This is a genomic window from Propionivibrio sp. (genome assembly GCF_017995515.1).
Lineage (GTDB): Bacteria > Pseudomonadota > Gammaproteobacteria > Burkholderiales > Rhodocyclaceae > Propionivibrio.
This window is the reverse complement of the sequence record NZ_JAGOIT010000002.1, coordinates 1-26,714: the sequence shown is the minus strand read 5'-3', so window position 1 is coordinate 26,714 and position 26,714 is coordinate 1. Positions and strand designations below refer to the sequence as shown.

Below are 26,714 nucleotides of genomic sequence, written 5' to 3'. Positions count from 1 at the left end.
ATGGCGCGACTCGCCGCACTCTTCCGACTGGCGCTTTTTCTGGCGCTGGCTGGAGTGTGCGGATTGTCGCCAACGCTGGCGCGAGACCAGGCGCACAGCGCATCTATTGCAGCGGTCGCGATCTCGTCCCTCCCCGCAGAAGCGAAACAGACGCTCCAGTTGATTCGGCAAGGCGGTCCCTTTCCTTACCCGCACAAGGACGGCAGCGTCTTCGGAAATTTCGAGCGACGCTTGCCACCCCAAGCCCGAGGTTACTATCGCGAATACACCGTCCCGACACCATGGCGCACCGACCGTGGCGCACGACGTATCGTCGCCGGCAAAGGAAGTAACAATTCGGTCGCCACATCAGGCGAGTACTACTACACAGCCGATCACTACCGCACATTTCGCAGGATTAGAGAAGAATGACGCCCGTCCCGACGCCGTCAGCACCGGACTCAAGAATACATAAGCCTGCAACGGCCGGCATCTTCAAGCTGGCTCGTACCGACCTCGACGGTATGCTGAAGGCGGCTGACGAACTCAAGCTCGCCTGTTTTCATGTCGACTTGAAAGACGCTCGCAACGTCCCCGGCTTCATCCGAGCCATGAAACGGGATTTGAAGCTCCCCGAGTGGTTCGGCAACAACCTCGACGCCCTCAACGACTGCCTTACAGATTTTTCCTGGCATCCGGCACCGGGATACGTCATTCTGCTTGACGGCCTTTCGTCCTTAAGCGCGACCCCGACGAGTTTCGCCGCATTCAACCAGGTTCTCGCAAGCGCCGTGGAAGAGTGGAAGTCGCGTGACGTGCCATTCTGGATTTTTTACCTGACCGACACCCCGGATAACGCTACTTCGGCACAACCCCAACTCTTCGCATGACCCAGTTCAAACGGCCTATCTCCGTACTCGTTGTGATTCACACATACAACTTGAAGATACTGCTGCTTGAGCGAGCACTGCATCCCGGCTACTGGCAATCAGTCACCGGCAGCCAGGAAGAAGGCGAAACCCTCATCGAAACCGCCACGCGCGAAGTTCGTGAAGAAACCGGGATAGCCACAACCGCCGCAAGCATGGCTGACTGGAACAGGACAAACACCTTCGAGATCTTCGAGGAATGGCGCCATCGCTACGCACCAGACGTTCGATACAACACGGAGCATGTCTTTTCGCTCGCCGTGGAAGAAAACACGCCCGTAATCACGGCGCCTGGAGAACATACTGGCTATTGCTGGCTGGACTACGAAGAGGCTGCTGCCAAAGTATTCTCCTGGAGCAATCGCGACGCCATACTGGAACTTCCCGATCGACTCGCCGCACAACGAAGTCTGACCAGAGAAACCGGGGCCTCCTCGCAGTGAGCGAAGCCCCCGAGGCGAAGCAACACGTAAAAGCGCTTGGACTTTCGACGACTCTTTGTTTATAATACTGGGCTCAGCAGTAATCTGACGACTTTTGAAATTAGGATAGAGTTAATGCCTGCCATTCGCCTGAAGGAAAACGAACCGTTCGAAGTAGCGATCCGCCGTTTCAAGCGTACCGTCGAAAAGACTGGTTTGCTGACTGAATTGCGCGCCCGCGAGTTCTACGAAAAGCCCACCGCCGAGCGCAAGCGCAAGCTCGCCGCCGCAGTCAAGCGCCACCACAAGCGCATGCGCAGCCAGACGCTGCCGCCAAAACTCTACTAAACCGTACCGCTGCCTGTCAGATAGCCGCCCGTTGGTTCAACTTGGCGGCTTTTCTTGTTTGTGCCGTTCGGCGCGCTGCTTGACTGACGCGGGAAGCCTCCTCGCCAAGGAACCTTTCAATGACACTGAAAGATCGTATCACTGAAGACATGAAAGCGGCGATGCGCGCCAGGGAGCCCGCACGACTCGGCGCAATTCGCCTTCTGCTCGCAGCAATCAAGCAAAAAGAAGTCGACGAGCGCACCGAACTCGACGATGCCGCGATCGTCACGGTTATCGACAAGATGCTGAAGCAGCGCCGGGATTCGATCAGCCAGTACGAGTCTGCAGGGCGCCAGGACTTGGCCGACGCAGAGAAGTTCGAGGCATCGCTGCTCAGCGACTACATGCCAGCGGGACTTTCCAGCGCGGAAGTTGACACGGCGGTAAACGCTGCGATTGCCGAGACAGACGCGATAGGCCCTGGCGATATGGGCAAGGTCATGGGCATACTCAAAGCACGACTCGCCGGCCGCGCCGACATGACTGAAGTCTCCAGGCGCGTCAAGGGCGCACTCGCGCCCAAGGCTTAACCCTTACCGCGACGGGGCTCCACCCCAACCGCAACACCGGCAGTCCGAACCATTCACCACGCGCCACGTCGATGATTCCCGAGTCTTTCATTCAGGAATTGCTGCACCGGACCGACTTGGTCGACCTGATCGACGGATTCGTCCCCCTAAAGAAAGCTGGCGCCAATTTCGCAGCGTGCTGCCCGTTTCACAGCGAGAAGTCGCCGTCCTTCACGGTCAGCCCGACAAAGCAGTTCTACCACTGCTTCGGTTGCGGAGCGCACGGGACGGCCATCGGATTTCTCATGGAATACTCGGGCCTTGGCTTCATCGATGCCGTAAAGGATCTTGCCGGACGCACTGGCATGCAACTCCCCGAGCAGGATGGGCGCAACACCCCGAGTGGCCCGAAGCTGTCCAGCCTGACGGAAGTGATGGACATCGCGGCAAGGTACTACTACGAACAGCTGAAGCGATCCGAAAAGGCCATTGACTACCTAAGAAATCGCGGCGTCAGCGGCGCGATTGCGCAGAAGTTCGGAATCGGTTATGCACCCAACGGCTCACAAAACCTTGGCACAGCATTCGAGGACTACACCCGCACGGACTTGCAACAGACAGGCATGGTGATCAAACACGAAACAGGCCGCCTGTACGATCGTTTTCGCGACCGGATCATGTTCCCGATCAAGAACCAGAAGGGAGAAACTATCGCATTTGGCGGCCGCGTACTTGGTGCGGGCGAACCCAAGTATCTGAATTCGCCGGAGACCCCCCTATTCGAGAAGGGGCGCGAACTTTTCGGCTTGCCGCAAGCACGAAGCGCCCTGCGCGACACAAACACAGCGGTCGTCGTCGAAGGCTACATGGACGTCGTCGCGCTCGCCCAGCACGGCATCGGCAACGCCGTCGCCACCCTCGGAACGGCAACCACCGGGACGCACGTCAAGAAGCTTCTGCGCCAGGTCGACCGTATCGTCTATTGCTTCGATGGCGACACAGCCGGCAAGAAGGCGGCATGGCGCGCGCTCGAAAACAGCCTTGAAGCCTTGCCCGAACAAAAGAGCATCGGTTTTGTTTTCCTGCCTGAAAAGGACGACCCGGACAGTTTCGTGCGCAACCAGGGCAAGGATGCGTTTGAGCGTATGGTCGCGCAAGCACTACCGCTTTCCGAATTCCTTCTGAGAGAGCTGTCAACGCGCTGCGACATGACCAGCGCAGAAGGTCGCGCCAAGCTCGTTGCCGAAGCCAAGCCACTTCTGGCGCGCTTGCAAACGCCCTTATTGCGACTACAGTTGGTCAAGAGGCTTGCGGAAGCTAGCGGGTTCTCGCAAAGCGAAGTGGAACGGCTGTGCGATCTGCGCCCGGTGGCACGAGCAGCACCGGCAGTCGCACCACGCAAGGCTCCCTCCTTGTTCAGGCCGTTGCTTAGACTCTTGCTGCAGAAACCCGAACTGGCGAAGCGAGTGCCGCATGCAGCGTTGCCAGACAATCACGCAGAGGCGTTTGCGGTAAAGCGATTGTGCGAAACGATACAGGACTACGAAGAATCGCCGCCAACCTACACAGTCCTGCTAGAGCAATTGCGGGGTGGTGAGCAAGATAGCGTGTTGAACGAATCTGCCGCCGAACTAATGCTGCACCCGTTTGCCGAAGAGGGCATTGACGACGAGTTTGAAGGAATCATTCAGAGACTACGTGAAGCGGAAAACAAGCGCGCCTTCGAGCAACTGCAGGAGAAAGTCATCAAGCTTGGGCTTCCCGGCCTTTCCAGCGAGGAAAAGGAGCAATACCGCCAGCTCCTGCGCTCGAATGCGGACGCTGATCTCGCACGTAAGTTGTGATAAAATCTAGGGTTTTTCCAGTTTAACGCTAACCGGGACTTGGTCATGGCAAAGGAAAAGGCAGCAAGCAGCAAGACAGCAAAAGCAAAGGCCGCGGAGCTTTTGGCACAGATCGGCAACCAGCCGTCGCCAACGGACGACGAAACACGCAGGACGCGGCTCAAGACGCTGATCAAACTCGGGAAAGAGCGCGGCTTTTTAACGTACGCGGAAGTCAATGACCACCTGCCGGACGACGTTGTCGATGCCGAGCAGATTGAGAGCATCATCAGCACGTTCAACGACATGGGCATCCAGGTCTACGACGAGGCGCCCGATGCTGAAACCCTCCTCATGTCGGACAACGCACCGACCGTCGCTGCCGACGATGCCGACGTTGAAGAACAGGCCGAACAGGCGCTATCGACCGTCGACTCCGAATTCGGCCGCACCACCGATCCGGTACGCATGTACATGCGCGAAATGGGCTCGGTGGAGTTGCTCACGCGCGAAGGCGAAATCGAGATCGCCAAGCGGATCGAAGACGGCCTGAAGCACATGATCCAGGCCATTTCGGCCTGCCCTACGACGATTGCCGAACTCGTTGATTGTGCTGAGAAGATCGAACGCGACGAAATGCGCATCGACGAGTTGATCGACGGACTCATCGATCCCGACGCCGATGAAGAGATCGAGGAACTCGCCGAAGACGAGGAAGCAGAAGTTGAAGAAGACGAAAGCGAAGACGACGGCGAAGCTGTCGAAGGAGCCGCTGCCGCTGCCTCACTGCTCAAGCTGAAAGAAGAAGGTCTCGCACGCCTGGCGATCATCAAGGCGCATTACGCCAAGGCGCACAATGCCCTGATCAAGAAGGGATCGCAGGACAAAACTTATCTGAAGCTGCAGGAGAAAATCTCCGAAGAGATGATGGGTATCCGCTTCACCTCGAAGGCAATCGAACGCCTTTGCGACTCTGTTCGCGCAATGGTTGAAGAAGTCCGCGCCTGCGAGCGGAAGATCCAGCGCATCTGCGTCGATACCGTACGTATGCCGCGCCCGCACTTCATCAAGGTTTTCCCCGGCAACGAACTCAATCTGGAATGGGTCGACGGCGAACTCGCGTCGAGCAGCAGCAGGGCCTATGCCGCTATCCTCACGCGCAATGCACCCAACATTCAGGAAGAGCAGAAGAAGTTACTCGCCCTCCAGGATCGAATCGGCATTCCGATCAAGGAACTGAAGGACATCAACAAGCAGATGTCGACCGGCGAAGCGAAGGCTCGGCGCGCCAAGCGCGAAATGACCGAAGCCAACCTCCGCCTCGTCATCTCGATCGCCAAGAAGTACACCAACCGCGGCCTGCAGTTCCTCGACCTTATCCAGGAAGGCAACATCGGCCTGATGAAAGCCGTCGACAAGTTCGAATACCGCCGTGGCTACAAGTTCTCGACCTACGCGACGTGGTGGATTCGCCAGGCGATCACTCGCTCGATCGCCGATCAGGCACGCACGATTCGCATCCCGGTGCACATGATCGAAACGATCAACAAGATGAACCGCATCTCACGCCAGATTCTCCAGGAAACGGGTATGGAAGCCGACCCGGCGACGCTGGCCAAGAAGATGGAGATGCCGGAAGAAAAGATCCGCAAGATCCTCAAGATCAGCAAGGAACCGATCTCGATGGAAACGCCGATCGGCGACGACGACGACTCGCACCTTGGTGACTTCATCGAAGACTCGGCGACGCTTGCACCGACCGACGCTGCCCTGTTCTCCAGCCTGCGCTTCATCACCAAGGACGTACTGGATACACTGACGCCGCGCGAGGCCAAGGTCCTGCGCATGCGCTTCGGCATCGAGATGAACACCGACCATACGCTCGAGGAAGTCGGCAAGCAGTTCGACGTCACACGCGAGCGTATCCGTCAGATCGAGGCCAAGGCACTGCGCAAGCTGCGCCACCCGTCGCGTTCGGACAAGCTGCGCAGCTTTCTCGACAGTGGGAATAACTGATGGCAGAACGATTTACCGATACCGTCCGAATTCTTCGTCAAAGCCGGCGAAGTCCCGGTAGAATCGCGGTTTCGGGCCTCTAGCTCATGCTTGGTTAGAGCAGCGGACTCATAAAATTTGTGCCATACGTTTGGAAACTGCGTATGGGATGGTGTCAAATTCGGCGAAACCTAAGCGCAGCGATGCGGATGGCAACGCCGAGCCAAGCTTCAGCACGAAAGTGCTGTTGAAGGTGTAGAGACTAGACGGCACCCACCTAAGGCGAAAGCGATGGTGAAGGCATAGTCCGGGGAGTGGCGAAAGCCACACAAACCAGAATCCGTTGGTGCCGTGTTCGACTCACGGGAGGCCCACCAATTCGAAGAAGCCAGCCTTGCGCTGGCTTTTTCTTTATCCGCCCATAACGCTATTCAGACGCGCCAGAATGCGCAGGTCGCTGCCGACCATGCGCGCGTCGCGAATGGCCAAACATTTCTTTTCTTCGAGCGACGCCAGCGCCGGCAGGCTGAACATCCCGCGAGCAACATCGCCGATCAGGCAGGGCGCCAGGTAAAGCAGCAGTTCGTCGATCAAACCGGCATCAACCAGGGTTCCGTTGAGTCGCCCGCCCCCTTCGACGTGCAATTCGTTGACGCCGCGCCGTCCGAGTTCCTGCAGCAACGCCGATAGATCGACCTTTCCATTGGCGTCCGGCAAATGCAGGATATCCGCGCCGACGCCGCGCAGCGCGTCCATTCTTGCCCGATCCTCGCAGGCCGTCGCGACAATCACTTCGCCAGCATCCAGCAACTTCGCATTGAGGCTCAAGGCAAGCCGGCTGTCGACGATGACCTTGACCGGTTGGCGAGAGGTCTGAACGCCGCGCACATTGAGTCGAGGATCATCGTCACGCACCGTTCCGATACCGCTCAGGATGGCGCAAGCGCGGGCACGCCAGCGATGGCCGTCCTGGCGCGCCGCCGGCCCGGTGATCCATTGGCTGACGCCGTTCTCGAGCGCCGTCTTTCCGTCCAGGCTGGCCGCCACCTTCAGGCGCAGCCACGGCCGTCCGCGCGTCATGCGCGCGACGAAACCGATGTTGAGTTCGCGCGCTTCGGCCTCAAGCAGACCGCATTCGGCGACGACACCCGCCGCCTGCAGGCGCGTGATTCCTCGTCCGGCAACCTGGGGATTGGGGTCTTGCATGGCTGCGACGACGCGCGCCACGCCGGCAGCGACCAACGCATCGGCACAGGGCGGCGTGCGGCCATGGTGGCTACAGGGTTCGAGCGTCACGTAGACTGTCGCGCCCCGTGCGCCCTCACCGGCGGCGCGCAGCGCGTGGACCTCGGCGTGTGCTTCGCCCGCTTTTTGATGCCAACCTTCGCCGACAACCTTGCCGTCTTTGACGATGACGCAGCCGACGCGCGGATTCGGGGTGGTGGTATACAGCCCGCGCTCGGCAAGGCGTAGCGCCTGCGCCATGAACTCGTGATCGGCGGCGCTGAACACTTGAAAACTAGCGGCCGCGCCGCGGGGCCGGAAGCGAGACTTCGCGCACCAGATCGGAAAACGCGTCCACGTCTTCGAAATTGCGATAGACCGAGGCGAAGCGCACGTACGCCACCTTGTCGATCTTCTTCAGTTCCTGCATGACCATCTCGCCGATCTTTTCCGAGGGAATTTCGCGCTCGCCGAGCGTCAGCAACTTCTCTTCAATCCGTGCGACCGAGGCATCGACCGCCTCCACCGTTACCGGCCGTTTGCGCAATGCCAACCAGAGACTGGCGGAAAGTTTTTCGCGGTCGAACTCAACGCGCAGGCCGTTCTTTTTGACCACCTGCGGCAAGCGGATCTCTGCGCGCTCATAGGTCGAAAACCGCTTGTCGCAGGTCATGCAACGACGACGACGGCGAACGATGTCTCCGTCGTCGTTGATTCGCGTATCAGCGACCGTCGTTTCGGACGCGCCGCAGAACGGGCATTTCATTGCAGCTTAGGCACCGTAAACGGGGAACTTCTTGCAGAGTACGGAAACCTGCTTGCGCACGCGCTCAAGCACGGCTTCGTCGTTCGGTGCGTCGAGCACGTCTGCGATCAGGTGCGCGACTTCCTCGGCTTCGATCTCGGTGAAGCCGCGCGTCGTCATCGCCGGCGTGCCGATGCGGATGCCGGAGGTAACCATCGGCTTCTGCGGATCGTTCGGGATGCCGTTCTTGTTCACCGTGATGTGCGCACGGCCGAGCGCTGCTTCGGCTTCCTTGCCGGTGATGTTCTTGGCGCGCAGGTCGATCAGGAAGACGTGCGATTCGGTACGGCCCGAAACGATGCGCAGGCCGCGCTCTTCCGACAGCACGCGCGAGAGCACGCGGGCGTTGGCGACGACCTGTTCCTGGTAGGCGCGGAACTCGGGCGACGCAGCTTCCTTGAACGCGACGGCCTTGGCGGCGATCACATGCATCAGCGGGCCGCCTTGCAGGCCGGGGAAGATGGCGGAATTGATGGCCTTCTCGTGCTCGGCCTTCATCAGGATGACGCCGCCGCGCGGGCCGCGCAGCGTCTTGTGCGTCGTCGAGGTCACGACGTCGGCGAAAGGCACCGGATTCGGATAGCAACCGGCAGCGATCAGGCCGGCGTAGTGCGCCATGTCGACCCAGAAGATCGCGCCGACTTCCTTGGCGATCTTGGCGAAACGCTCGAAGTCGATACGCAGCGAGTAGGCCGAGGCGCCGGCGATGATGATCTTCGGCTTGTGCTCACGCGCCAGCGCTTCCATCTTCGGGTAATCGATCTCTTCCTTCTCGTTGAGACCGTAGGCGACGACGTTGAACCACTTGCCCGACATGTTCAGCGGCATGCCGTGCGTCAGGTGGCCGCCTTCCGACAGGCTCATGCCCATGATCGTATCGCCCGGCTTGGCGAAGGCCATCAGCACTGCCTGGTTGGCCTGCGAACCGGAGTTCGGCTGCACGTTCGCGCAGTCGGCGCCGAACAGTTTCTTTAGCCGGTCGATGGCAATCGACTCAGCCACATCGACGTGCTCGCAACCACCGTAGTAGCGCTTGCCCGGATAACCTTCGGCATACTTGTTGGTCAGTTGCGAGCCCTGCGCTTCCATGACCGCCTTGCTCACGTAGTTCTCGGAGGCGATCAGTTCGATGTGCTCTTCCTGACGATGATTTTCGCTTTCAATCGCCTTCCAGAGTTCCGGATCAACTTTAGCCAGGGTGTCTTTCGCTGAAAACATCGTTTGCCTCACAAGCCGTTGAAAAGAGGGCGATTATAGCATGCAGCCCAATAGCGGAATTTGGCCGGAACGCAAGTTATTCGCTCAGGTGAGCGACCTCGCCCCAGGACTCGATCGCCCACTGTTCGCCCTCGACGCGCACCCAGTTGATGCCGGCATTTCCGATCGGATAGTTGCGCGGCGCCTCGATCGGCAGGCCGGTAGCGATTCGATAAACAACATCGAGCACACCGCCATGCGTCACAACAACCAACGATTGTTCAGCATGACAACCAGCCAATTCGCGCACGCAGGCACGAATGCGCTCCTGATGCTGGCGGCGGCTCTCGCCGCCCTGCGGCACGTGGTCGGCGTCGCGGCGCTTCATGGCCAGACCTTCTTCGGGAAAGCGTTCGAGGATCTCGGCGATGACAAGCCCCTCGCAGCGGCCGAAACTGCGCTCGCGCAAACCGGCGAGAGGAACGACCGGCAAGCCGAGCGCCTCGGCGATCGGCTGCGCGGTCTGCCGCGCACGCAGCAAATCGCTGCTGTAGATCGCTGCGGCTTCCATGCCTGCGGCAAAGCGCCGACCCAAGGCCGCAGCTTGCGCCAGCCCGGTCGCGTTCAGGGGGATGTCGACGTGGCCCTGCATGCGCAGTTCGATATTCCAGTCCGTCTCACCGTGACGGGCAAAGCAGATTCGGGTCATGGCGTCGTTTGCGGCGCGTCGCTGGCCGCGCTCAGTTGCCGGCGACCTTCATCTGCTCGATGAGCAGCGAACCGACCTGCTTCGATCCGCGCACCAGCACGTCATTGCCGACCGCGGCGACGTGGCGGAACATGTCGCGCAGATTGCCGGCGATGGTGATTTCCTCGACCGCATGCACGATCTTTCCGTCCTCGACCCAGAAGCCGGCGGCGCCGCGCGAGTAGTCGCCGTTCACGTAATTGACGCCCTGGCCGAGCAGTTCGGTGACGACAAGGCCGCGGCCCATCTTCTTGAGCAGCGCTTCGAAGTTGTGACGGCCCGGTTTGACGACCAGGTTGTGGCAGCCGCCGGCGTTGCCGGTCGATTGCATGCCCAGCTTGCGCGCCGAATAGGCGCTCAGGAAGTAGCCGTTCAACACGCCGTCGACGACCACCTCGCGCTCGCGCGTCGCCACGCCGTCGCTGTCGAACGTGCTGCTCGACAGGCCGCCGGGCAGATGCGGCTGCTCGCTGATCTTCACGTTTTTCGAGAACACCGGCTTGCCCAGGCTATCCACCAAAAAAGTCGCCTTGCGGTAAAGGCTGCCGCCACTTACCGAGTGTACAAAGTTGCCGATCAGCGACGAAGCGAGCGGTGCCTCGAACAGCACCGGCACCTTGCAGGTCTTGATCTTGCGCGCACCCAGACGCGCCAACGCACGTCGTGCCGCGTAGTCGCCGATTTCCTCGGGCGTCGCGATATTGCGTGCGTCACGCGCCGTCGAATACCAGTCGTCGCGCTGCATGGTCTCGTCCTTGCCGGCGATCACCGAACACGCGAGGTAGTGGCGCGAGGTCGGGTAGCCGCCCATGAAGCCGAGGCTGTTGGCCGAGATGAAATGCCCCTCCTGAATCGAGACGGTCGCTCCTTCCGAGTTGGTCACTTCCGGGCTGACGGCAAACGCGGCCTGCTCGCAGCGCCGCGCCAGATCGACGCTCTCGTCGACAGAAACGGTCCACGGATGATAGAGATCGAGGTCGGCGAACGCCTGCTCACGCGTCGCCAGCAACTCCGGCCCGGGCAGGCCGGCGCACGGGTCGGGCGCGGTGAAGCGGGCGATGCTGAGCGCGGCCTCGACCGTCTCGCGCAACGCCGATGCGGAAAAATCCGACGTGCTCGCGTGCCCTTTCTGCTGCCCGAGATAGACCGTGATGCCGATCCCCTTGTCGCGGTTGTACTCGATCGTCTCGACCTCGTCGCAACGCACGGTGACCGATTGCCCGAAGCCTTCGGAGACGTCGACCTCGCAGTCGCTCGCACCGAGATGCTTCGCATGCGCGAGAACGTCCTGCGCCAATTGCTGCAAGGTCTCCAGCGGATGGCTGAAGCGCGATTCGGAGACCGGGGAAGGAGGAGTTCGCGACATGGGGTAACGATCGGTGCGTGGAAAGTCGTTATCATAGCAGTTCCCTTCCGGCCATCCCGGCCGCCCACCCCCAGCCCCGACGCCACCGATGACTACACCCGACGACGACCTCCCGCTCTCGAAAACAAAACGCAAGCAAGCCATGGAGGAATTGCAGGCGCTCGGCGAGGAGTTGGTCGCGCTCGCGGCCGACCAGGTCAAGCGCATCGATATCCCCGACGATCTGCGCAGCGCCGTCAGCGAAGCGCAACGCATGACACGGCACGACGAAGCCAGGCGCCGCCAGATGCAGTACATCGGCAAGCTGATGCGCAGCGTCGATGTCGAACCGATTTGCGCTGCGCTGGCGCTGGTGCGCGGCGAGTCGGCCGGCGAAACGGCCAAGCTGCACCGTCTGGAGCGCCTGCGCGCCGATTTTCTGGCCGACGAAAAGGCCGTGCACGAAATCGCGCAACGCTACCCCGGCGTCGACCTGCAGCACTTGCGCTCGCTGCGGCGCGCAGCGCTCAAGGAGCAGGAACAAAACAAGCCGCCGCGCAGCTACCGCGCGCTTTTCCAGCGGCTCAAGGAGTTGGAGAACGCGGTGGAGGCAGATCGCGGTGCCTCCACCCCGGAAAGCTCCGCGAACGAAGAGTAGCCCGCCACAGCCACCCATTTTCAAGTTCGCCCAGAGCGCGCAGCAAGTCGACTTCGCAGGCGTGCATGTTGGCATTCTGCCTGCGGCTGGAGGGCGTCTTCCAGTCCGGGCCGGCCTCGTCGGCGGCGTAAAGCTGCGCCGCCGCTTCCCAGAAGTGCTGTTCGGCGAGATCGAAGGTATCGGCGAGCCAGCCGCGCGCTTCCTTGATACCGGCCTTGTAGCGCGCTTCGGGTGATCACGAAGCGCGTGGCGCTGACCAAGTGGCGCGTGCACTTGTCGGCAAGCTTGTTTGTCGGGCTGGCCGCCTTGTCAGAGACGGGCTCTGCCGACGCGCTTGCCGCTCGCGTCAAACAGATGCAGATACTCCGGCAACACGGACAATCGTACTCGCTCGCCGGTTTCCAGGTTGCGCACGATGCCTTGCTGGCGCGCGGTCAGGGTTTCCTCGATGCCGTCGACCTGAACGTAAAGCAAGGTGGCATCGCCCAACTGCTCGACAAAAACGAGCATGGCGTCGATGCCCGGCGTTGAGGCATCGCCGATCACCAGATGCTCGGGGCGAATTCCCAGATGGCACTTGCCAGCGGCGAGCGGCAAGCCAACGGGAAGCGCGACTTTGCTGCCGGTGCCAAAGCGAATCTCCCCGTCAACGGCCAGCGCCTCGATCAGGTTCATCTTCGGCGATCCGATGAAGCCGGCGACAAACAGGTTGGCAGGCTGTTCATAAAGCTCAAGCGGCGCACCGACCTGTTCGATCCGGCCTTCGTTGAACACCGCGATGCGATCGCCGAGCGTCATGGCCTCCATCTGATCGTGCGTCACGTAAACCATCGTCGTACCCAACTCCTTGTGCAGCCGAGCGATCTCGATGCGCATCTGGACGCGCAGGGCGGCATCCAGGTTGGACAGCGGTTCGTCGAACAGGAAGACGCCGGGATTACGCACGATGGCCCGACCGATCGCCACGCGCTGGCGCTGTCCGCCAGACATCGCCGCCGGCTTTCGCTCCAGCAACGCCTCGAGCCGGAGAATGGCCGCAGCCTTATGCACCCGCGTCTTCACCTCGTTCTTGTTGACGCCGGCAAGCTTCAAAGCGAAGGCCATGTTGTCGAAAACGGTCATGTGCGGATACAGCGCATAGTTCTGGAAAACCATTGCCACACCGCGTTTCGACGCCGGCAGGAAATTGCAGCGGCGCTTCTCGATCTGCAGTTCGCCGCCGGAAATATCCTCGAGACCGGCGATCATGCGCAGCAAGGTCGATTTTCCACAGCCGGAGGGGCCGACGAAAACCATGAACTCGCCGTCCTTTACCGAAAGGTCGACGCCCTTGATCACCTCTGCCGCCGTGTCGTAACTCTTGCGAATCCTGATCAACTCAACGCTGGCCATCTCAGTTCTCCGTACAACGGGTAAATACGTCAAACGCCTTTGCCGCGAGCGTGACAGTGCCGGCCACAACCGCGCCATCGAGCGACGTCCATGCGCCGTCGGGCAGATTGACGCTGACCGGCTGCCACGAATGGTTCATCCACACCCGCCGATTGGCATCGCCGCAGCCCACCACACCAAGGGCTTGTTCTTCCAGCAAGGTCACGCCGGCGCCGGCAAAAATCTCGCGCAACAGCGCGGCTCGCGCGGAGTATTCATCATCGGTCCACGACGGCGAATGCTCGACCGGGAACCCGAACAGCCAGACCGCCCCTTCGCCGCGACGCGTGCGCCACAGGCAGGGACGACCGAGGTCATCGACGGCGTGGATTTCTGCATCGATAGTGTCGGCAATCAGCGGCGTACCGTGCCAGGCATTGATGGATGCCGGTAGCTGCATCGTCATGCCTGCCTTCAAGCGGCCGACGTCCCGGGTCAGCGTCATCGACTTCGGCGCGACTTCGGTCAAGCCAAAACGCATGCGCGGCTCAAGGCCGAAGAACCCCCGAAAATCCTGATGCCAGGTGCCGACGTGCACTTCATTGCTGCTGAAGTCGAAGCTCATCACGAAGGTGCCGCCGGCGTGCACCCATCGATCGATCTCGCGCCAGCTCGACGAGCGAAGCTTGTGGATCGCGCCGGCATGGATCGCGCGCAGATTGGCGGGGATGTCGAGGACGGCGGCGCTCCGGTTCTCGCGCGTATCGGCCGGCTCCATCAGCGTACCGATCGGCGCGCCGGCCAGCCGTGCCAGCGTGAACGCCTGCAGATGGCCGCGCTTCATGCCGTCGAGGTCATCCCATGAAAACGGGTAGCGGGTATTGAGAAACGACGGGATCAGATGCGCGACCTGCGCCAGCTGCGGATTCAGTCCGTCGAGCAACGGCAAGGCCGTGGCGAAGCGGTGAAAGGCCTGCGCCGCCGGCTTGGCGCGCCCATCCGTATCGTGCATGCCGAACTTGAGCTCAAACGGATGGTGGCTGTAGGGGAGATCGTCCGGCAGTGGAAAATCGAAGCTGCACCACCACAGCGCGCCGGTGGCACCGTTGGCCCAGCTCTCGTAGAGCACCGAGCTAACGAAGCCGCCGATTTCCTTTTCGCCGAAAACGGTATGCTGCGCGCCGAATTCCTCCATCAGCACCGGCTTGCCGTACATCGCCGCCATACGCACGTTCAGCCCGAACAGGAAGGTGTGACGCAGCGGATCGGTTTCGCTCGGATACATGTGCAGGCCAAGGAAGTCCTGCGGGTGGCCGGGTCGGAACCCGGTCGGCTCGCCCCACAGCGACCACACGCCGTCGCCGATCGAGATCGGGTGATCCGCATCGCCGGCACGCACCGCGGCATAAAGCCGCCTCGCCCAGGCGGTGACCGTGGCCAGCTCGCCAACGCCGGCGAACAGGGGCATCTCATTGCTGATGATGTGGCCGCGCAGCGCGGGACAGGCGGCGACCGTCGCGGCGATCGTCCGTACGTAGGACGCCTGGATGGACAGGAGTTCTTCATCAAAATAGAGGTGCGCCGGATCTTCCAGCCAGGCCGGCGGCCAGTTCTCGCCGCTCATGTGGCCGACGATGGGAGTCAGGAATACGCCGACCCCTGCGGACTGGCAAAGCGCCATGAAGCGTTCGAGGCGGGCCAGCATTTCGGGTTCAACACGGGTTTTGGTCGGCATGAAATCCGGCCAGAAACAGAAAGCGCGCACCGTCGTCATCCCCGAGGCGCGAATCAGCTCGAGTTCTTCGGCGATCTGCGCTTCGTCGAAGTCGCGCCACATGCGGGGGCCGGAAAGCCGCGGCCAGTAATTGCAGCCAAGTTCAAACGCCGACTCGCGGCGTGGATAGATGGAATCCATTATTTCTCCCAGAATTAATACGTAGCGAGCGTGGGCATTCAGCCCTTGAGGCCCGAGAAGGTCACGCCCTCGATGAAATAGCGCTGGGTGAACAGGAAGATCACCAGCAAAGGAATCGTGAAGACCGTGGCACAGGCGAGAATCAGGTTGACCTCGGAATCCTGTGCACTCTGGAACTGCTGCAAGGCCAGTGACAGAGGCCATTTGCTGTCGTCTGTGATGTAGATCAGCGGTCCGAGAAAGTCCTTCCAGGCATTCAGGAACTGGTTCAGGAAAACCACGACCAACGCCGGTCTGACCAGGGGGATGACCACGCGCAAGAACACACCGAACTCGCTGCAGCCGTCCATGCGCGCGGCGTCGAGCAGTTCATCCGGCAGCGTGCGTATGAACTGACGCATCAGGAAGATGAAGAAGGCGTTGCCGAAAAACGCCGGCAGGATCAGCGGCCACAGCGAATCGACCAGACCGGCGGCGCGGAAGACCAGAAAGGTCGGGATCATGGTGACCTGATAGGGCAGGAACATGGTCAGCATGACAACGCTGAACGCCACATCCCGCCCCTTCCATTTCAGCTTGGCGAAGCCATAAGCCACGATCGCCGACGAAAGGCAGGCACCGAGAGCAGAACCTACCGCGTAATACAGCGAATTCTTCAAGTAGCTCATGAAGGGAATCCGTGTAATCGCATCAAGGTAGTTTTCGAAGCGCGGCCGGTGCGGATACCAGGTTGGCGGTCGCTGAAAGAACTCGACGCTCTCCTTCAACGAACCGATCACCATCCAGTAGAGGGGCAGCACGAAGGCCGCCGTCACCAGCAGTGCGACCAGGAAGGGAAGAGCGGACCGCACGCGCTTACCCATTCGCAAGCGAGCCTCTTCGTCGGCGAGCGGAAGATCGGCCGTGTTTTCAGCTGCGCTCATAGACCACCCATTTGGCTGAGGTTTTGACAAGAATCACCGTAAATACCAGCACGACGATGAAGAGCATCCACGCCAGTGCTGACGCATAGCCCATGTTCATGAACCGGAACGCCTGCTGATAGAGGTACATCGGGTAGAACAGCAGCGAATCGCCCGGTGCGCCGGTTCCGCCCGACATGACGAACGGCTCCGTAAAGAACTGGAAGGAATAGATCACGTTGATGATCAGAATGTAGAGCACCACCGGCGAGATCATCGGCAAGGTGATGTGCCGGAATTTCTGGAAGGCGTTCGCACCATCGAGATCCGCCGCCTCGTACTGCGAGCGCGGCACATCCTGCAACGCGGCGAGCACCAGCAAGGTGTTACCGCCGACCCCCCATTGCATCATGATGACCATCGCCGCCTTCGACCAATCGACATCACCGAGCCATGCCGGGCCGTTGATCCCGACCAGACCGAGAATCGTGTTGAGCATGCCGCTGTCGGGCCGAAAGACCTCCATCCAGAGAATCGCGCTGGCGACGGTCGGCACCACCAGCGGAATGAACATCAATGCCCGCAACAGATGCTTCGCGGGCATCTTCTGGTTGTACAGGACGCCGAGCAGTACCGCGATGATGGCGCCACCGGGGGCGGCAAAGCACGTGTAGTACAGGGTATTGATCGTCCCGACGAGGACGTTCGAGTCGGAAAGGAGGTCGGAGTAATTCTTCAGGCCGACCCACTGCGGTGGCGACAACACACTGTATTTGGTGAAGGAAAAGTACAGCGAGGCGAAAAACGGGTAGGCCGTCAAGGCGATGAAGCCAAGCAGCCACGGCGAAATGAACGCCATGCCGATGGCGGTACGCGCAAGACTGCGCCCGCGAATTTCTTCGGAGGGGGTCATGAGAGCATGTCCGGGGAATAACACCAAGAAAAGACCGCAGCCAGCGGCCCTTGAGGCCAGAAATGCGCCTCGAGGGCCCGGGGCGATTGGGCGTCTAGAAGCGTCCCTGCGCGATGGCGGTATCGACCGATTTGGCTACCGCTTCGAGCATCGGTGCGGGCTCGATCTGTCCGGCGGTGAGCTTGTTGAACCCGCTCTCCAGTTCACGGCGAATAACCAGCATCGGATCGACTGCCGGCAAGCCGAAGTTGCCGCTGCTTGACGCCATCTTGACGCTCAAGGCCATCGCCGCATTGTCGGTGGTCGATTGCAGCGCGAGACCTTCGCGCAATGGCGTGACATTGAATACGGCCCCGGCGACCTTGGCACTGCGTTCCGGCTGGCTGAACCAGGTGACGAACTTCATGGCGGCCTCGGGCGCCTTCGCGCCGCGTGGAATCATCCACGTGTTGCCATCCACAAAGGAACTACCATACGTGGCGTTGCCGGCGACCGGAACCGGCGCCACCGTGTATTTCATCGTCGGGTTGTACTTCCTGATGAAGTTGGCATGCCAGCCCCCATTGATTTGCATCGACACCACGCCGCCGACAAACGGATCAGACCCGGAAGACTGCAATGCCTTGCCGAAACTGGCGGTGAAACGGCTCACGTTGTTCGTGCCGTATTTCGTCAATACTCCGGCAAACCAGTCGGCCACGACGGCGGTTCCGTCGTTCCTGATCGCCGGCTTGCCGGCCGCCGCATCCCACAGCGAACCGCCCATGTAGCCAGTCAGTATCTCTGCCTTGCCTTGCCCAAGCCACGGGATGAAACCCATCTGCAGAATCTTGCCGTCGGCTTCGCGCTTGGTCATCTTGTCTGACCACGCGTTTAGCTCGTCCAGGGTCTTCGGCGGATTCTGCAGGTCAAGCCCCGCAGCGACGGCGTGGTCGTTGTTGATGTAGAGCATGCGGGCGTTGATCATCTCGGGCACGCCGTAGACCTTGCCGCCATACATTATCGAGCCGAAGGCAGCGGCGTTGAACGCCGAAGGGTTCAGGCCGGTTTTGGCCATTAATTCATCGAGCGGCATGATCGCGTTGTTTTTGGCCAATCCCGCGATCGTGTCGTTCCCCCAGTACAGGATCAGATCGGGCGGCATTCCACTGGCGACTGCGGTCATGAAGCGACCGGCGCCACCGCCGTCGAGGCCGGCACCCGCCACCATCGTCGGCCTGACCTCGATTTCATCCTGCGTACCGTTGAATTCCTTCGCGGCGTTGAAGATCGCGTCGCCGTCGGGCCCGCCCCAAGGGACCCAGACGGTGACCGTCGTTTTGGCAAACGCGCCAGCCGACAAGAGCGCGAAGAGCACAGCTGCGTACTTTGATTTTCTCATTTATTCGACTCCTTCCCGTGGATGTTGATCTCTGATTCAGCGTTTAGCACACGTTGTTGCGTAAACACAGACAACTTTAGCGAACAAATATTGTTCACGTCAACATTTTGTTTTTTGCTCAACATTTCCTCGTCATCGCTATAATGGAGGCTGTCAAATAACCACTCCCGTTTGATCGCAATGAACAGCCCCAACGTAACGATTCGCGATATCGCCCGTATCGCCGGCGTCTCCCCCGGAACCGTGTCGCGCGCCTTCAAGAGCCAGCAGGGAATGTCCGAGGAGACGCGAACTCGCGTTTTTGAAATCGCCGACCAACTCGGCTATAACCGCGACAATCTGCGCGTCCGGCGCCTGCGGCGGATTCTGTTTCTGCTGCACAAGCAGCATTCGAGTGCTCACTCGAACCTGTTCTATTCGCCGGTCCTGCATGGTGTGGAAGACGCCTGCGCCGAAGCCGGCATAGCGCTTTCCTTCGCTTCCGCGGGTATCGACCAGAACGTGGCCGATCTGGTGCGCATCCACGAACCGGACGCGATCATCTGCGCCGGCTATTTCGAGGCAGAAGTGCTGCAGGCAGTCATTCAGTGCGGGTTGCCGTTGGTCATGGTCGATCACTTTGCCGCCAACGTGGCAACCATCAACGACGACAACGTTGCCGGAGCCTATGCGGCGGTTCAGCATCTTCTGGAACGCGGCTACAAGCGCATCGCTTTCATCTCGGGGCCGGTCAGCCACTACTCGATACACCTGCGCGAGCGCGGTTATCGCAAGGCGCTGTTCGATGCTGGCGTCCTCGCCGACCCGGACTACGTAACCTATTACCGGGACGGGCTTGACCAGGCGGAAGCATCGGCCCTGTGTGCGGATCAGCTTCTGGATCTGCCGAACCCACCCGATGCCATCTTTGCCTTCAACGATCTGACCGCCCTTGTCGCGCTCGGACGCTGTCAGCGCAGGGGATTGCGTGTTCCCGAGGACATCGGGATCTGCGGCTACGACGACATCGCATCGGCCGCGACGGCGCACCCATCGCTGACCACGGTGGCCGTGGAAAAAGAAGCCTTGGGACGCGAAGCGGTGACGTGGCTGCTCGATGCAACGGGTACAACGCTGAAGAGCGTGCACCCGGTCCGCCTCGTCATCAGAGAAAGTTCATTGGGGCCGCAAGCGCGATAGGTCGGCACGGTCCCGGCCTGGGTACCGTGCAGACAGGCGATCCAGATCCCGTACTCAACGGAGTATGGCTCTCGGCCTGCGGGAAATTGATCATGGCGCCTGTATTCGCCGATCTTCAGGCAATACAGGAATAGCCAAGGCGTTCGAAAGAACCGCAGCCCTCAGTCCAGAACGCTCTCGCGGTAGCGCCCGATCTCGTAGTTACTGCCCGATTCCTCGAGATCGATCGGCGTCAGCAGGTAGCGCCGGCCTTCGTTGATGAATTCGAGCGACTCGCGCAGGTCGAAGGTGAGGCTCGGCAAGACCAGGCGCGTTTCGCCCTTCACCTCGCCTTCGCACAGCCAGATGCCGGGAATCGCACCGGTCGCCGAGAAACCGGAGGTGCGCGGCCAGAGTTCGATGCTCTTCGCCCGTTTGGAAAGCGCCTTGATGCCGACGCTGGCGCGCGAATCCGATTCCTTGTGGTAGCGGCGGACGACGCCGAGCACCCAGTTCTCGCCGCCTTCGGGCTGCATGCAAAGGAGCGCACCGATCTTCACCCAATCGCCGCTCTGCGCGTCGATGCCGGCGCCGAAGCCACTTAGACTGACGTTCTCTACCACCCAGCTCTCCGCCGCGCGCTCCTTGCCCAGACGCGCCACATCGCCGGCGAGCACGGTGAAGCAGTCATCGAAGCCCTGCAGCACGGAGATGCGCGTCTTCACCGCGTGGCGCTGGAACTCGCGCTGCGGCGGCTCGTTCGCCCAATACGTCGCCAGATGCCGCAAGACCGGCAGCAGGACCTTGGCCGGGTATTCGCCGCCGAGATTGAGGTTGGCCGGAACACCGCCGCGCTCGACGCTGCGGATCAGTTCGTTCAGCGCCTGTGGCGCCGTGCCCGGCGAGAAGAAGCGCAGGCTTGCAGACATCTGGCCGGGATTACGTGCGAGGCGGACGGGCGGCGTTCCAACGGCCGCATCGACCCAATACACGCTGTCCGGCTGGCACGTGGCGGTGAAAACAAAACCCGGCAGAAAATGCGCGATCAGCCGGTCGGCCAGCTCGATCTCCAGCGGCAACAGGCTGTCCATCGACGACGAATGCACGATCAACGCCTGCAGGTACTGCTGCGTGACGTTGGTCATCCCGGACAGCGACGGGTAGAGCGGCACCGGTTTCGTCGCGAAGCCCGCTTCTTCGGCGGCAAGATATTGCTGGCCCAGCCCGCGCCAGAGATCTTCGCCGATCGGCCCGTAGCGGTATTCGACCCATTTGAGCTGTGTCGCACGCGCCGCCATCAGGCGTGTCGCGAGCAGAGGCAAGGAATTCCTGAGCGCTTCGCTGCCCTTGTCCTTGGGACTCTGCCGTGCGCGTTCGGCACAGCGCGCGTAAAGGATCGAAACCTCGCCCCAGTAGTTGTAGCACATGCCCGAAAGGCGCCGCTCCTCGTTCTTGGACAGCCTCGGCGAATGCAGGTAGTCACGCGAAAGGCGGCGGATGAAGGGCTGCGCCGCTTCGTCGAGTTGCCGGACGACGTCGAACAAATGGTCGATGCGAAAATCGTTCGCGACCATCAGCGATTCATACCAGCCGTAAACCTCGTCGACGGCGCGGAATGAATTATCGAGCGGCAACTCGGCGATGACTCGCTTGAGTTCCCTGGGATCACCCAGAGGATGATCCGGGCGCGACGAGAAGAGGTTCAGGATCATGACGCCCCAGCTTTTCCCCGGCCAGCGGGATGAATGAAGGTATCCCGATAGTATAAGACCGGCGACCGATGCCGCAAGTCACCCCCATGGAAGCCAGCCGCACCGGAAAGTCTGCCGCGGCAATCATCGTCGACGCCGACCGCGAACATCCCCTGAGGCCCGGCCTTCCTCGCCCCGATCGCCGAACGCGTGCGGCGCGAGGCCGAACTGCCCGTCGCCTCGTCGTGGGGAATCGAAAATCCGGTGACCGCCGACCGCGTCGTCGCCGAGAACCAGATGGATCTCGTCATGGTCGGCCGCAAGCATCTCGCCAACCCGTACTGGCCGTACCAGACCGCGCTGGAACTGGGAGAGGAAAAGCCGTCGTGGGTACTGCCCGCCCCGTACGCCCACTGGTTGCAACGCTACCAGCCAAGCTGACGTGCGCTGACGGCCGGCGCACGAGCCCAGGCCGTCAGCTGCAATCTAGACCGCGATCGGCGCGGCGATCGACGGGTGCGGGTCGTAGCCGACGATCTCGAAGTCCTCGAACGCATAGTCGTAGACCGAACCGGGCCGCCGTTTGATGACGAGTTGCGGCGACGCGCGGACCTCGCGCGCGAGCTGCGTCTGGATCTGCGCCATGTGGTTCGAATAGGCGTGCAGGTCGCCGATGCTGACGACGATCTCGTGCGCCACGAGGTCGCACTGCTGCGCCAGCATGTGCGTCAGCAAGGCGAGCGACGCGATGTTGTAGGGCAAGCCGAGGAAGCTGTCCGAACTGCGGATGTAGAGCTGGGCCGAGAGTCGCCCGTTGGCGACGTAGAACTGATACAGCAAGTGGCAGGGCGGCAAGGCCATGCGCCCCCGGCGCGCGTTCTCCTGCGGGCTCTGCGACTCGTCCGGCAGATATTCCGGATTCCAGCCGTGGAACAGGATGCGGCGGCTGTTCGGGTTGTTGCGCAAGGTATCGACGACGTAGTCGATCTGGTTGATCGTCCCGCCGTCCCTGGTCGGCCACGCCGTCCACTGCTTTCCGTAGACCGGACCGAGCTCGCCCTCCTCGGTCGCCCACTCGTTCCAGATCGATACCCCGTGCTCGTTCAGCCAGCGGACGTTGGTGTTGCCGCTGAGGAACCAGATCAGCTCGTTGGCGATGCTCTTGAAGTGGAGCTTCTTCGTCGTCAGCAGCGGGAAACCTTGCGTCAGGTCATGACGAATCTGCCGGCCGAAGACGGAGGTCGTTCCCGTCCCCGTGCGGTCACCCTTGACGACGCCGTTGGCGAGAATGTCTCTGAGGAGGTCGTGATACTGCTTCATGTCTTAAAATCCGTTCGTTTGACGTCGGGCGTCAGTATAAGGCCCGCCACGGGCAACCTTAAGATCGAGAGCACAACACGATGATTTCACTGATTGCCGCCGTCGCCCAAAACAGGGCGCTCGGAAAGGACGGCCAGCTGCTCTGGCACCTGCCGGAAGACATGCGTTACTTCCGCGAAACCACGCGCGGAAAGCCGGTGATCATGGGGCGCAAGACCTGGGAATCGCTGCCTGACGTTTTCCGTCCACTACCCGGCCGGCGCAACATCGTGATCAGCCGCAACCCGGCGTACGACGCGCCCGGCGCGACGCTCGCCGGGTCGCTCGAAGAGGCCGTGCGGCTGGCGCAGGACGACGCGGAAGTCTTCGTCATCGGCGGCGCCGAGATCTATCGGCAGGCGCTGCCGCTGGCGCAGCGGCTCTACCTGACCGAGGTGGCGCGCGACTTCGACGCCGACGCGTTCTTCCCCGAATTCAGCGCCAGCGACTGGACCGAAATCTCGCGCTCGACAGCGAAGAACGGCGCCGGCCTCGACTTCACCTTCGCCGTCTATCAGCGCATCTGATCGGCCTAGCGCACGCAGTCCACGTAATACACCGGCTTGCCGTCGACGACTTCCTTGACCAGACCGTGGATGTCGGTCTCAAAGCCGGGGAACTGCTCGTTGAAATCGCGCGCGAACTTGAGGTAGCGCACGATCGTCTTGTTGAAGCGCTCGCCCGGGATGAGCAGCGGAATGCCCGGCGGATACGGCGTGAGCAGGATGCTGGTGATGCGCCCTTCAAGTTCGTCGATCGGCACGCGGTCGATCTCGCGATGCGCCATCCTGGCGAAGGCGTCGGTCGGCTTCATCGCCGGCTCCATGTTCGACAGATACATTTCAGTCGTCAGGCGCGCCACGTCGTTCAGCGCGTACACGCCGTGGATCAGGTGACAGAGATCCTTCAGTCCGACACGCTCGTAGACCGGATTCTTGGCGACGAAGTCGGGCAGCACCTTCCACAGCGGCTGGTTCTTGTCGTAATCGTCCTTGAACTGCTGCAGCTCGGTGACCATCGTGTTCCAGCGACCCTTGGTGATGCCGATGGTGAACATGATGAAGAACGAATAAAGGCCGCACTTCTCGACGATGACGCCGTGCTCGGCGAGGTACTTGGTAACGATCGCCGCCGGGATGCCGAAGTTCTCGGCGAAGTCGCCGTCCACATCAAGCCCCGGCGTGATGATCGTCGCCTTGATCGGGTCGAGCATGTTGAAACCGTCGGACAGCTGGCCGAAGCCGTGCCAGCGTTCGCCGGGCTTGAGCATCCAGGCGTCGCGCTCCTCGATGCCCTCTTCGGACAAATCGTCCGGTCCCCAGACCTTGAACCACCAGTCGGTGCCCCACTCCTCATCGACCTTGCGCATGGCGCGGCGGAAGTCGAGCGCCTCGGCGATCGACTCCTCGACCAGCGCCGTGCCGGCCGGCGCCTCCATCATCGCGGCGGCGACGTCGCACGAGGCGATGATCGCGTACTGCGGCGACGTCGAGGTGTGCATCAGATAGGCCTCGTTGAACACGCTGCGGTCGAGTTCGCGCCCTTCCGAGTTCTGCACGAGGATCTGCGACGCCTGAGAAAGGCCGGCGAGCAGCTTGTGCGTCGATTGCGTCGAGAAGACCATCGACTCCTTGCAGCGCGGCCGGTCGGCGCCGATCGCGTGGTAATCGCCATAGAAGTCGTGGAAGGCCGCGTGCGGCAGCCAGGCTTCGTCAAAGTGCAGCGTGTCGATCCGACCGTCGAGCATCTCCTTGATTTCCTCGACGTTGTAGAGGATGCCGTCGTAGGTTGATTGCGTGATCGTCAGCACGCGCGGCTTGGCCTGCACGTCACTGGCAAACGGATGCGCGGCGATCTTCTTCTGGATGTTCTCCCAGCGGAATTCTTCCTTGGGAATCGGCCCGATGATCCCGAAGTGGTTGCGCGTCGGCATCAGGAACACGGGAATCGCGCCGGTCATGATGATCGAGTGCAGGATCGACTTGTGGCAGTTGCGGTCGACCACCACCACGTCGCCCGGCGCCACGGTCGAGTTCCAGACGATCTTGTTCGACGTCGACGTGCCGTTGGTGACGAAGAACAGATGGTCGGCGTTGAAGATGCGCGCCGCGTTGCGTTCGGACGCCGCGACCGGCCCGGTGTGGTCGAGCAGCTGGCCGAGTTCCTCGACCGCGTTGCAGACGTCGGCGCGCAGCATGTTCTCGCCGAAGAACTGATGGAACATCTGACCGACCGGCGACTTGAGGAAGGCGACGCCGCCCGAGTGGCCGGGACAGTGCCACGAGTACGAGCCGTCGGCCGCGTAGTGCGTCAGCGCACGGAAGAACGGCGGCGGCACGCTCTTCAGATAAGTCCTCGCCTCGCGCACGACGTAGCGGCCGATGAACTCGGGCGTGTCCTCGAACATGTGGATGAAGCCGTGCAGCTCGCGCAACACGTCGTTCGGGATGTGGCGCGAGGTGCGCGTCTCGCCGTGCAGGAAAATCGGGATGTTCTCGTTGCGGCAGCGGATTTCCTGTACGAAGGCGCGCAGCTCGGCGATCGTTTTCTCGGCTTCATCGCCGGAGAACTCTTCGTCGTCGATCGACAGAATGAACGCCGACGCCCGGCTCTGCTGTTGCGCGAACGACGACAGGTCGCCGTAGCTGGTGACGCCGATGACCTCGAAGCCTTCGACTTCGATCGCCTTGGCCAGCGCGCGAATGCCGAGACCCGAGGCGTTCTCCGAACGGAAGTCCTCGTCGATGATGATGACCGGGAAATTGAAACGCATGGCCGACTCCAGAAAACAGTGATCAAGGCACCAAAAGCACGAAAGCACACTAGAGAATAGTGTGCTTTCGCGGCAATTCTTGCGGCGCCGTGTTGCTTGGTGATGAAAGGGTTGGACTAGATTTTCGGCAGCGTCACGCCGACCTGCCCCTGGTACTTGCCGCCGCGATCCTTGTACGACGTCTCGCAGATTTCGTCGGCTTCGAAGAACAGCACCTGCGCGCAGCCTTCGTTGGCGTAGATCTTCGCCGGCAACGGCGTCGTGTTGGAAAACTCGAGCGTCACATAGCCTTCCCATTCAGGTTCGAACGGCGTCACGTTCACGATGATGCCGCAACGCGCATAGGTGCTCTTGCCCAGGCAGACCGTCATCACGCTGCGCGGAATGCGGAAGTACTCGACGGTGCGCGCCAGCGCGAAGGAGTTCGGCGGGATGATGCAGTAGTCACCGGAGACCTCGACGAAGGAGTTCGGATCGAAGTTCTTCGGGTCGACGATCGTCGAGTTGAGGTTGGTGAACAGCTTGAATTCGTTCGAGCAGCGGATGTCGTAGCCGTAGCTCGACGTGCCGTAGGAAACGATCTTCTGACCATCGAGGTAGCGCACCTGCCCCGGCTCGAACGGCTCGATCATGCCGTGCTCTTCCGCCATGCGGCGGATCCATTTGTCGGATTTGATGGACATGTAAAAACCCCGGAGACCGTAAAAATAAAAGTGCGCTATTTTACGGGTTCCGGGGCCGAATGTGCATGCGTTATCGCCTTGTTAATTCAGGCGAAAAAGCACCCTCGCGATCGCCTTCCGCCGTGCGCAAATCGCGAATGCCGCGTAGGGTGTGCAACGCAACGCGTTGCGCACCGTTCCGGCAACTTGTCCGCGTGCGCAAATCAAGATTTGCGCACTCTACGCATCTAACTACAGCGTCCCCGTAGCCCCCCCCCACAAGGCCCGCCAGCGCATGCACAGTTCCTGTGCCACCCATACGCGGCGAGTCTCGCTGCCGCATCCCAAATCGCTTAGTGGCCAGACCAAGTCCCCGGGGTTGGGTGCGGGACCGTACAATCAATTGCATTCGCGGATAGGCGTCTTGGTGTGAAGAGCTAAGGAAACGCTGAACAAATCATTTCATCCGGAATCGAGAGGTGAGTGAGGCTGATTTGATTGGAAAACAAGCTGATTTTTCTGACAAATACCTGTTTTTGCGGGGTATTTTTCTCATTTTCCGTTT

At 61.1% G+C, this 26,714-nt stretch carries 26 protein-coding genes; 11 read left to right on the top strand and 15 right to left on the bottom strand.

The genetic code is table 11. The annotated features are described in order from the left end of the window. From KBA32_RS00600 to rpoD, 7 genes are all read left to right on the top strand, one after another. The gene (locus tag KBA32_RS00600; RefSeq protein ID WP_294353685.1) at positions 1-411 is read left to right on the top strand and encodes a ribonuclease domain-containing protein; all 411 of its coding nucleotides are present in this window, start codon (positions 1-3) and stop codon (positions 409-411) included. Next, complete coding sequence (locus tag KBA32_RS00595) at positions 408-869, top strand: barstar family protein (RefSeq protein WP_294353682.1); 462 nt, start codon at positions 408-410, stop codon at positions 867-869. The genes KBA32_RS00600 and KBA32_RS00595 overlap by 4 nt, the downstream gene beginning before the upstream one ends. Further along, positions 866-1,351: a dihydroneopterin triphosphate diphosphatase gene (gene nudB, locus KBA32_RS00590; protein ID WP_294353679.1), complete on the top strand. Its 486-nt coding sequence runs from the start codon at positions 866-868 to the stop codon at positions 1,349-1,351. Before KBA32_RS00595 ends, nudB begins: the two co-directional genes overlap by 4 nt. 114 nt (positions 1,352-1,465) lie before the next feature. Next, a complete protein-coding gene (rpsU, locus tag KBA32_RS00585; RefSeq protein ID WP_153109694.1) occupies positions 1,466-1,678 on the top strand; it encodes a 30S ribosomal protein S21 in 213 nt (70 codons plus the stop codon). Positions 1,679-1,797: 119 nt separating this feature from the next. After that, positions 1,798-2,250: a GatB/YqeY domain-containing protein gene (locus KBA32_RS00580; RefSeq protein WP_294353667.1), complete on the top strand. Its 453-nt coding sequence runs from the start codon at positions 1,798-1,800 to the stop codon at positions 2,248-2,250. Between the two features lie 71 nt (positions 2,251-2,321). Beyond that, the gene (gene dnaG / locus KBA32_RS00575) at positions 2,322-4,073 is read left to right on the top strand and encodes a DNA primase (protein WP_294353665.1); all 1,752 of its coding nucleotides are present in this window, start codon (positions 2,322-2,324) and stop codon (positions 4,071-4,073) included. Positions 4,074-4,118: 45 nt separating this feature from the next. Further along, complete coding sequence (gene rpoD, locus KBA32_RS00570) at positions 4,119-6,068, top strand: RNA polymerase sigma factor RpoD (protein WP_294353662.1); 1,950 nt, start codon at positions 4,119-4,121, stop codon at positions 6,066-6,068. 390 nt (positions 6,069-6,458) lie between these two features. On the opposite strand, the gene ribD is transcribed toward rpoD, so the two are convergent. The 5 genes from ribD to pmbA all read right to left on the bottom strand — a co-directional run bounded on the left by ribD (position 6,459) and on the right by pmbA (position 11,387). After that, positions 6,459-7,532, bottom strand: a complete 1,074-nt coding sequence (gene ribD / locus KBA32_RS00565) for a bifunctional diaminohydroxyphosphoribosylaminopyrimidine deaminase/5-amino-6-(5-phosphoribosylamino)uracil reductase RibD (RefSeq protein ID WP_294353822.1) — start codon at positions 7,530-7,532, stop codon at positions 6,459-6,461. Between the two features lie 34 nt (positions 7,533-7,566). Further along, positions 7,567-8,037, bottom strand: coding sequence for a transcriptional regulator NrdR (gene nrdR / locus KBA32_RS00560; protein WP_294353660.1), 471 nt, complete (start codon positions 8,035-8,037; stop codon positions 7,567-7,569). 6 nt (positions 8,038-8,043) lie between these two features. Next, positions 8,044-9,294 carry a serine hydroxymethyltransferase gene (gene glyA / locus KBA32_RS00555; RefSeq protein ID WP_294353658.1) on the bottom strand — a complete coding sequence of 417 codons (1,251 nt, stop codon included), beginning with the start codon at positions 9,292-9,294 and terminating at the stop codon, positions 8,044-8,046. 76 nt (positions 9,295-9,370) lie between these two features. Next, positions 9,371-9,982 (bottom strand): histidine phosphatase family protein, encoded by a 612-nt coding sequence (locus KBA32_RS00550; protein ID WP_294353655.1) that lies wholly within the window; start codon positions 9,980-9,982, stop codon positions 9,371-9,373. A gap of 31 nt (positions 9,983-10,013) precedes the next feature. Beyond that, entirely contained in the window at positions 10,014-11,387 is a 1,374-nt protein-coding gene (pmbA, locus tag KBA32_RS00545) for a metalloprotease PmbA (RefSeq protein ID WP_294353652.1), read from the bottom strand. 88 nt (positions 11,388-11,475) lie between these two features. Here pmbA and yjgA point away from each other — a divergent pair, with 88 nt between their 5' ends. Then, complete coding sequence (gene yjgA, locus KBA32_RS00540; RefSeq protein WP_294353647.1) at positions 11,476-12,024, top strand: ribosome biogenesis factor YjgA; 549 nt, start codon at positions 11,476-11,478, stop codon at positions 12,022-12,024. Here the strand turns inward: yjgA and KBA32_RS00535 are convergent. From KBA32_RS00535 to KBA32_RS00510, 6 genes are all read right to left on the bottom strand, one after another. Continuing rightward, positions 11,951-12,232, bottom strand: a complete 282-nt coding sequence (locus KBA32_RS00535) for an AGE family epimerase/isomerase (RefSeq protein ID WP_294353819.1) — start codon at positions 12,230-12,232, stop codon at positions 11,951-11,953. The two genes, yjgA and KBA32_RS00535, sit on opposite strands and share 74 nt — an antisense overlap. Positions 12,233-12,333: 101 nt before the next feature. Next, complete coding sequence (locus KBA32_RS00530; RefSeq protein ID WP_294353645.1) at positions 12,334-13,416, bottom strand: ABC transporter ATP-binding protein; 1,083 nt, start codon at positions 13,414-13,416, stop codon at positions 12,334-12,336. Between the two features lies 1 nt (position 13,417). After that, positions 13,418-15,310 carry a cellulase family glycosylhydrolase gene (locus KBA32_RS00525; protein WP_294353642.1) on the bottom strand — a complete coding sequence of 631 codons (1,893 nt, stop codon included), beginning with the start codon at positions 15,308-15,310 and terminating at the stop codon, positions 13,418-13,420. A 38-nt stretch (positions 15,311-15,348) separates the two neighbouring features. Further along, entirely contained in the window at positions 15,349-16,233 is an 885-nt protein-coding gene (locus KBA32_RS00520; protein WP_294353640.1) for a carbohydrate ABC transporter permease, read from the bottom strand. Beyond that, positions 16,220-17,125 carry a carbohydrate ABC transporter permease gene (locus KBA32_RS00515; RefSeq protein WP_294353637.1) on the bottom strand — a complete coding sequence of 302 codons (906 nt, stop codon included), beginning with the start codon at positions 17,123-17,125 and terminating at the stop codon, positions 16,220-16,222. Before KBA32_RS00515 ends, KBA32_RS00520 begins: the two co-directional genes overlap by 14 nt. A 94-nt stretch (positions 17,126-17,219) precedes the next feature. After that, a complete protein-coding gene (locus KBA32_RS00510) occupies positions 17,220-18,506 on the bottom strand; it encodes an extracellular solute-binding protein (RefSeq protein ID WP_294353635.1) in 1,287 nt (428 codons plus the stop codon). A gap of 180 nt (positions 18,507-18,686) precedes the next feature. Between KBA32_RS00510 and KBA32_RS00505 the strand changes: the two genes are divergently transcribed. Further along, positions 18,687-19,685, top strand: coding sequence for a LacI family DNA-binding transcriptional regulator (locus KBA32_RS00505; RefSeq protein ID WP_294353632.1), 999 nt, complete (start codon positions 18,687-18,689; stop codon positions 19,683-19,685). Positions 19,686-19,846: 161 nt separating this feature from the next. On the opposite strand, the gene KBA32_RS00500 is transcribed toward KBA32_RS00505, so the two are convergent. After that, a complete protein-coding gene (locus tag KBA32_RS00500; protein WP_294353629.1) occupies positions 19,847-21,376 on the bottom strand; it encodes a hypothetical protein in 1,530 nt (509 codons plus the stop codon). A gap of 189 nt (positions 21,377-21,565) precedes the next feature. Between KBA32_RS00500 and KBA32_RS00495 the strand changes: the two genes are divergently transcribed. Beyond that, entirely contained in the window at positions 21,566-21,796 is a 231-nt protein-coding gene (locus tag KBA32_RS00495) for a tRNA-dihydrouridine synthase (RefSeq protein ID WP_294353626.1), read from the top strand. A gap of 45 nt (positions 21,797-21,841) precedes the next feature. On the opposite strand, the gene KBA32_RS00490 is transcribed toward KBA32_RS00495, so the two are convergent. Next, entirely contained in the window at positions 21,842-22,675 is an 834-nt protein-coding gene (locus tag KBA32_RS00490) for a thymidylate synthase (protein ID WP_294353622.1), read from the bottom strand. 80 nt (positions 22,676-22,755) lie between these two features. On the opposite strand from KBA32_RS00490, the gene KBA32_RS00485 reads away from it, so the two are divergent. Then, positions 22,756-23,241 carry a dihydrofolate reductase gene (locus KBA32_RS00485; RefSeq protein WP_294353619.1) on the top strand — a complete coding sequence of 162 codons (486 nt, stop codon included), beginning with the start codon at positions 22,756-22,758 and terminating at the stop codon, positions 23,239-23,241. Between the two features lie 5 nt (positions 23,242-23,246). Here the strand turns inward: KBA32_RS00485 and KBA32_RS00480 are convergent, their stop codons facing one another. Continuing rightward, positions 23,247-25,487: an arginine/lysine/ornithine decarboxylase gene (locus KBA32_RS00480; protein ID WP_294353616.1), complete on the bottom strand. Its 2,241-nt coding sequence runs from the start codon at positions 25,485-25,487 to the stop codon at positions 23,247-23,249. A 116-nt stretch (positions 25,488-25,603) separates the two neighbouring features. Further along, entirely contained in the window at positions 25,604-26,170 is a 567-nt protein-coding gene (gene dcd / locus KBA32_RS00475; protein WP_294353613.1) for a dCTP deaminase, read from the bottom strand. Between the last annotated feature and the right edge of the window lie 544 nt (positions 26,171-26,714).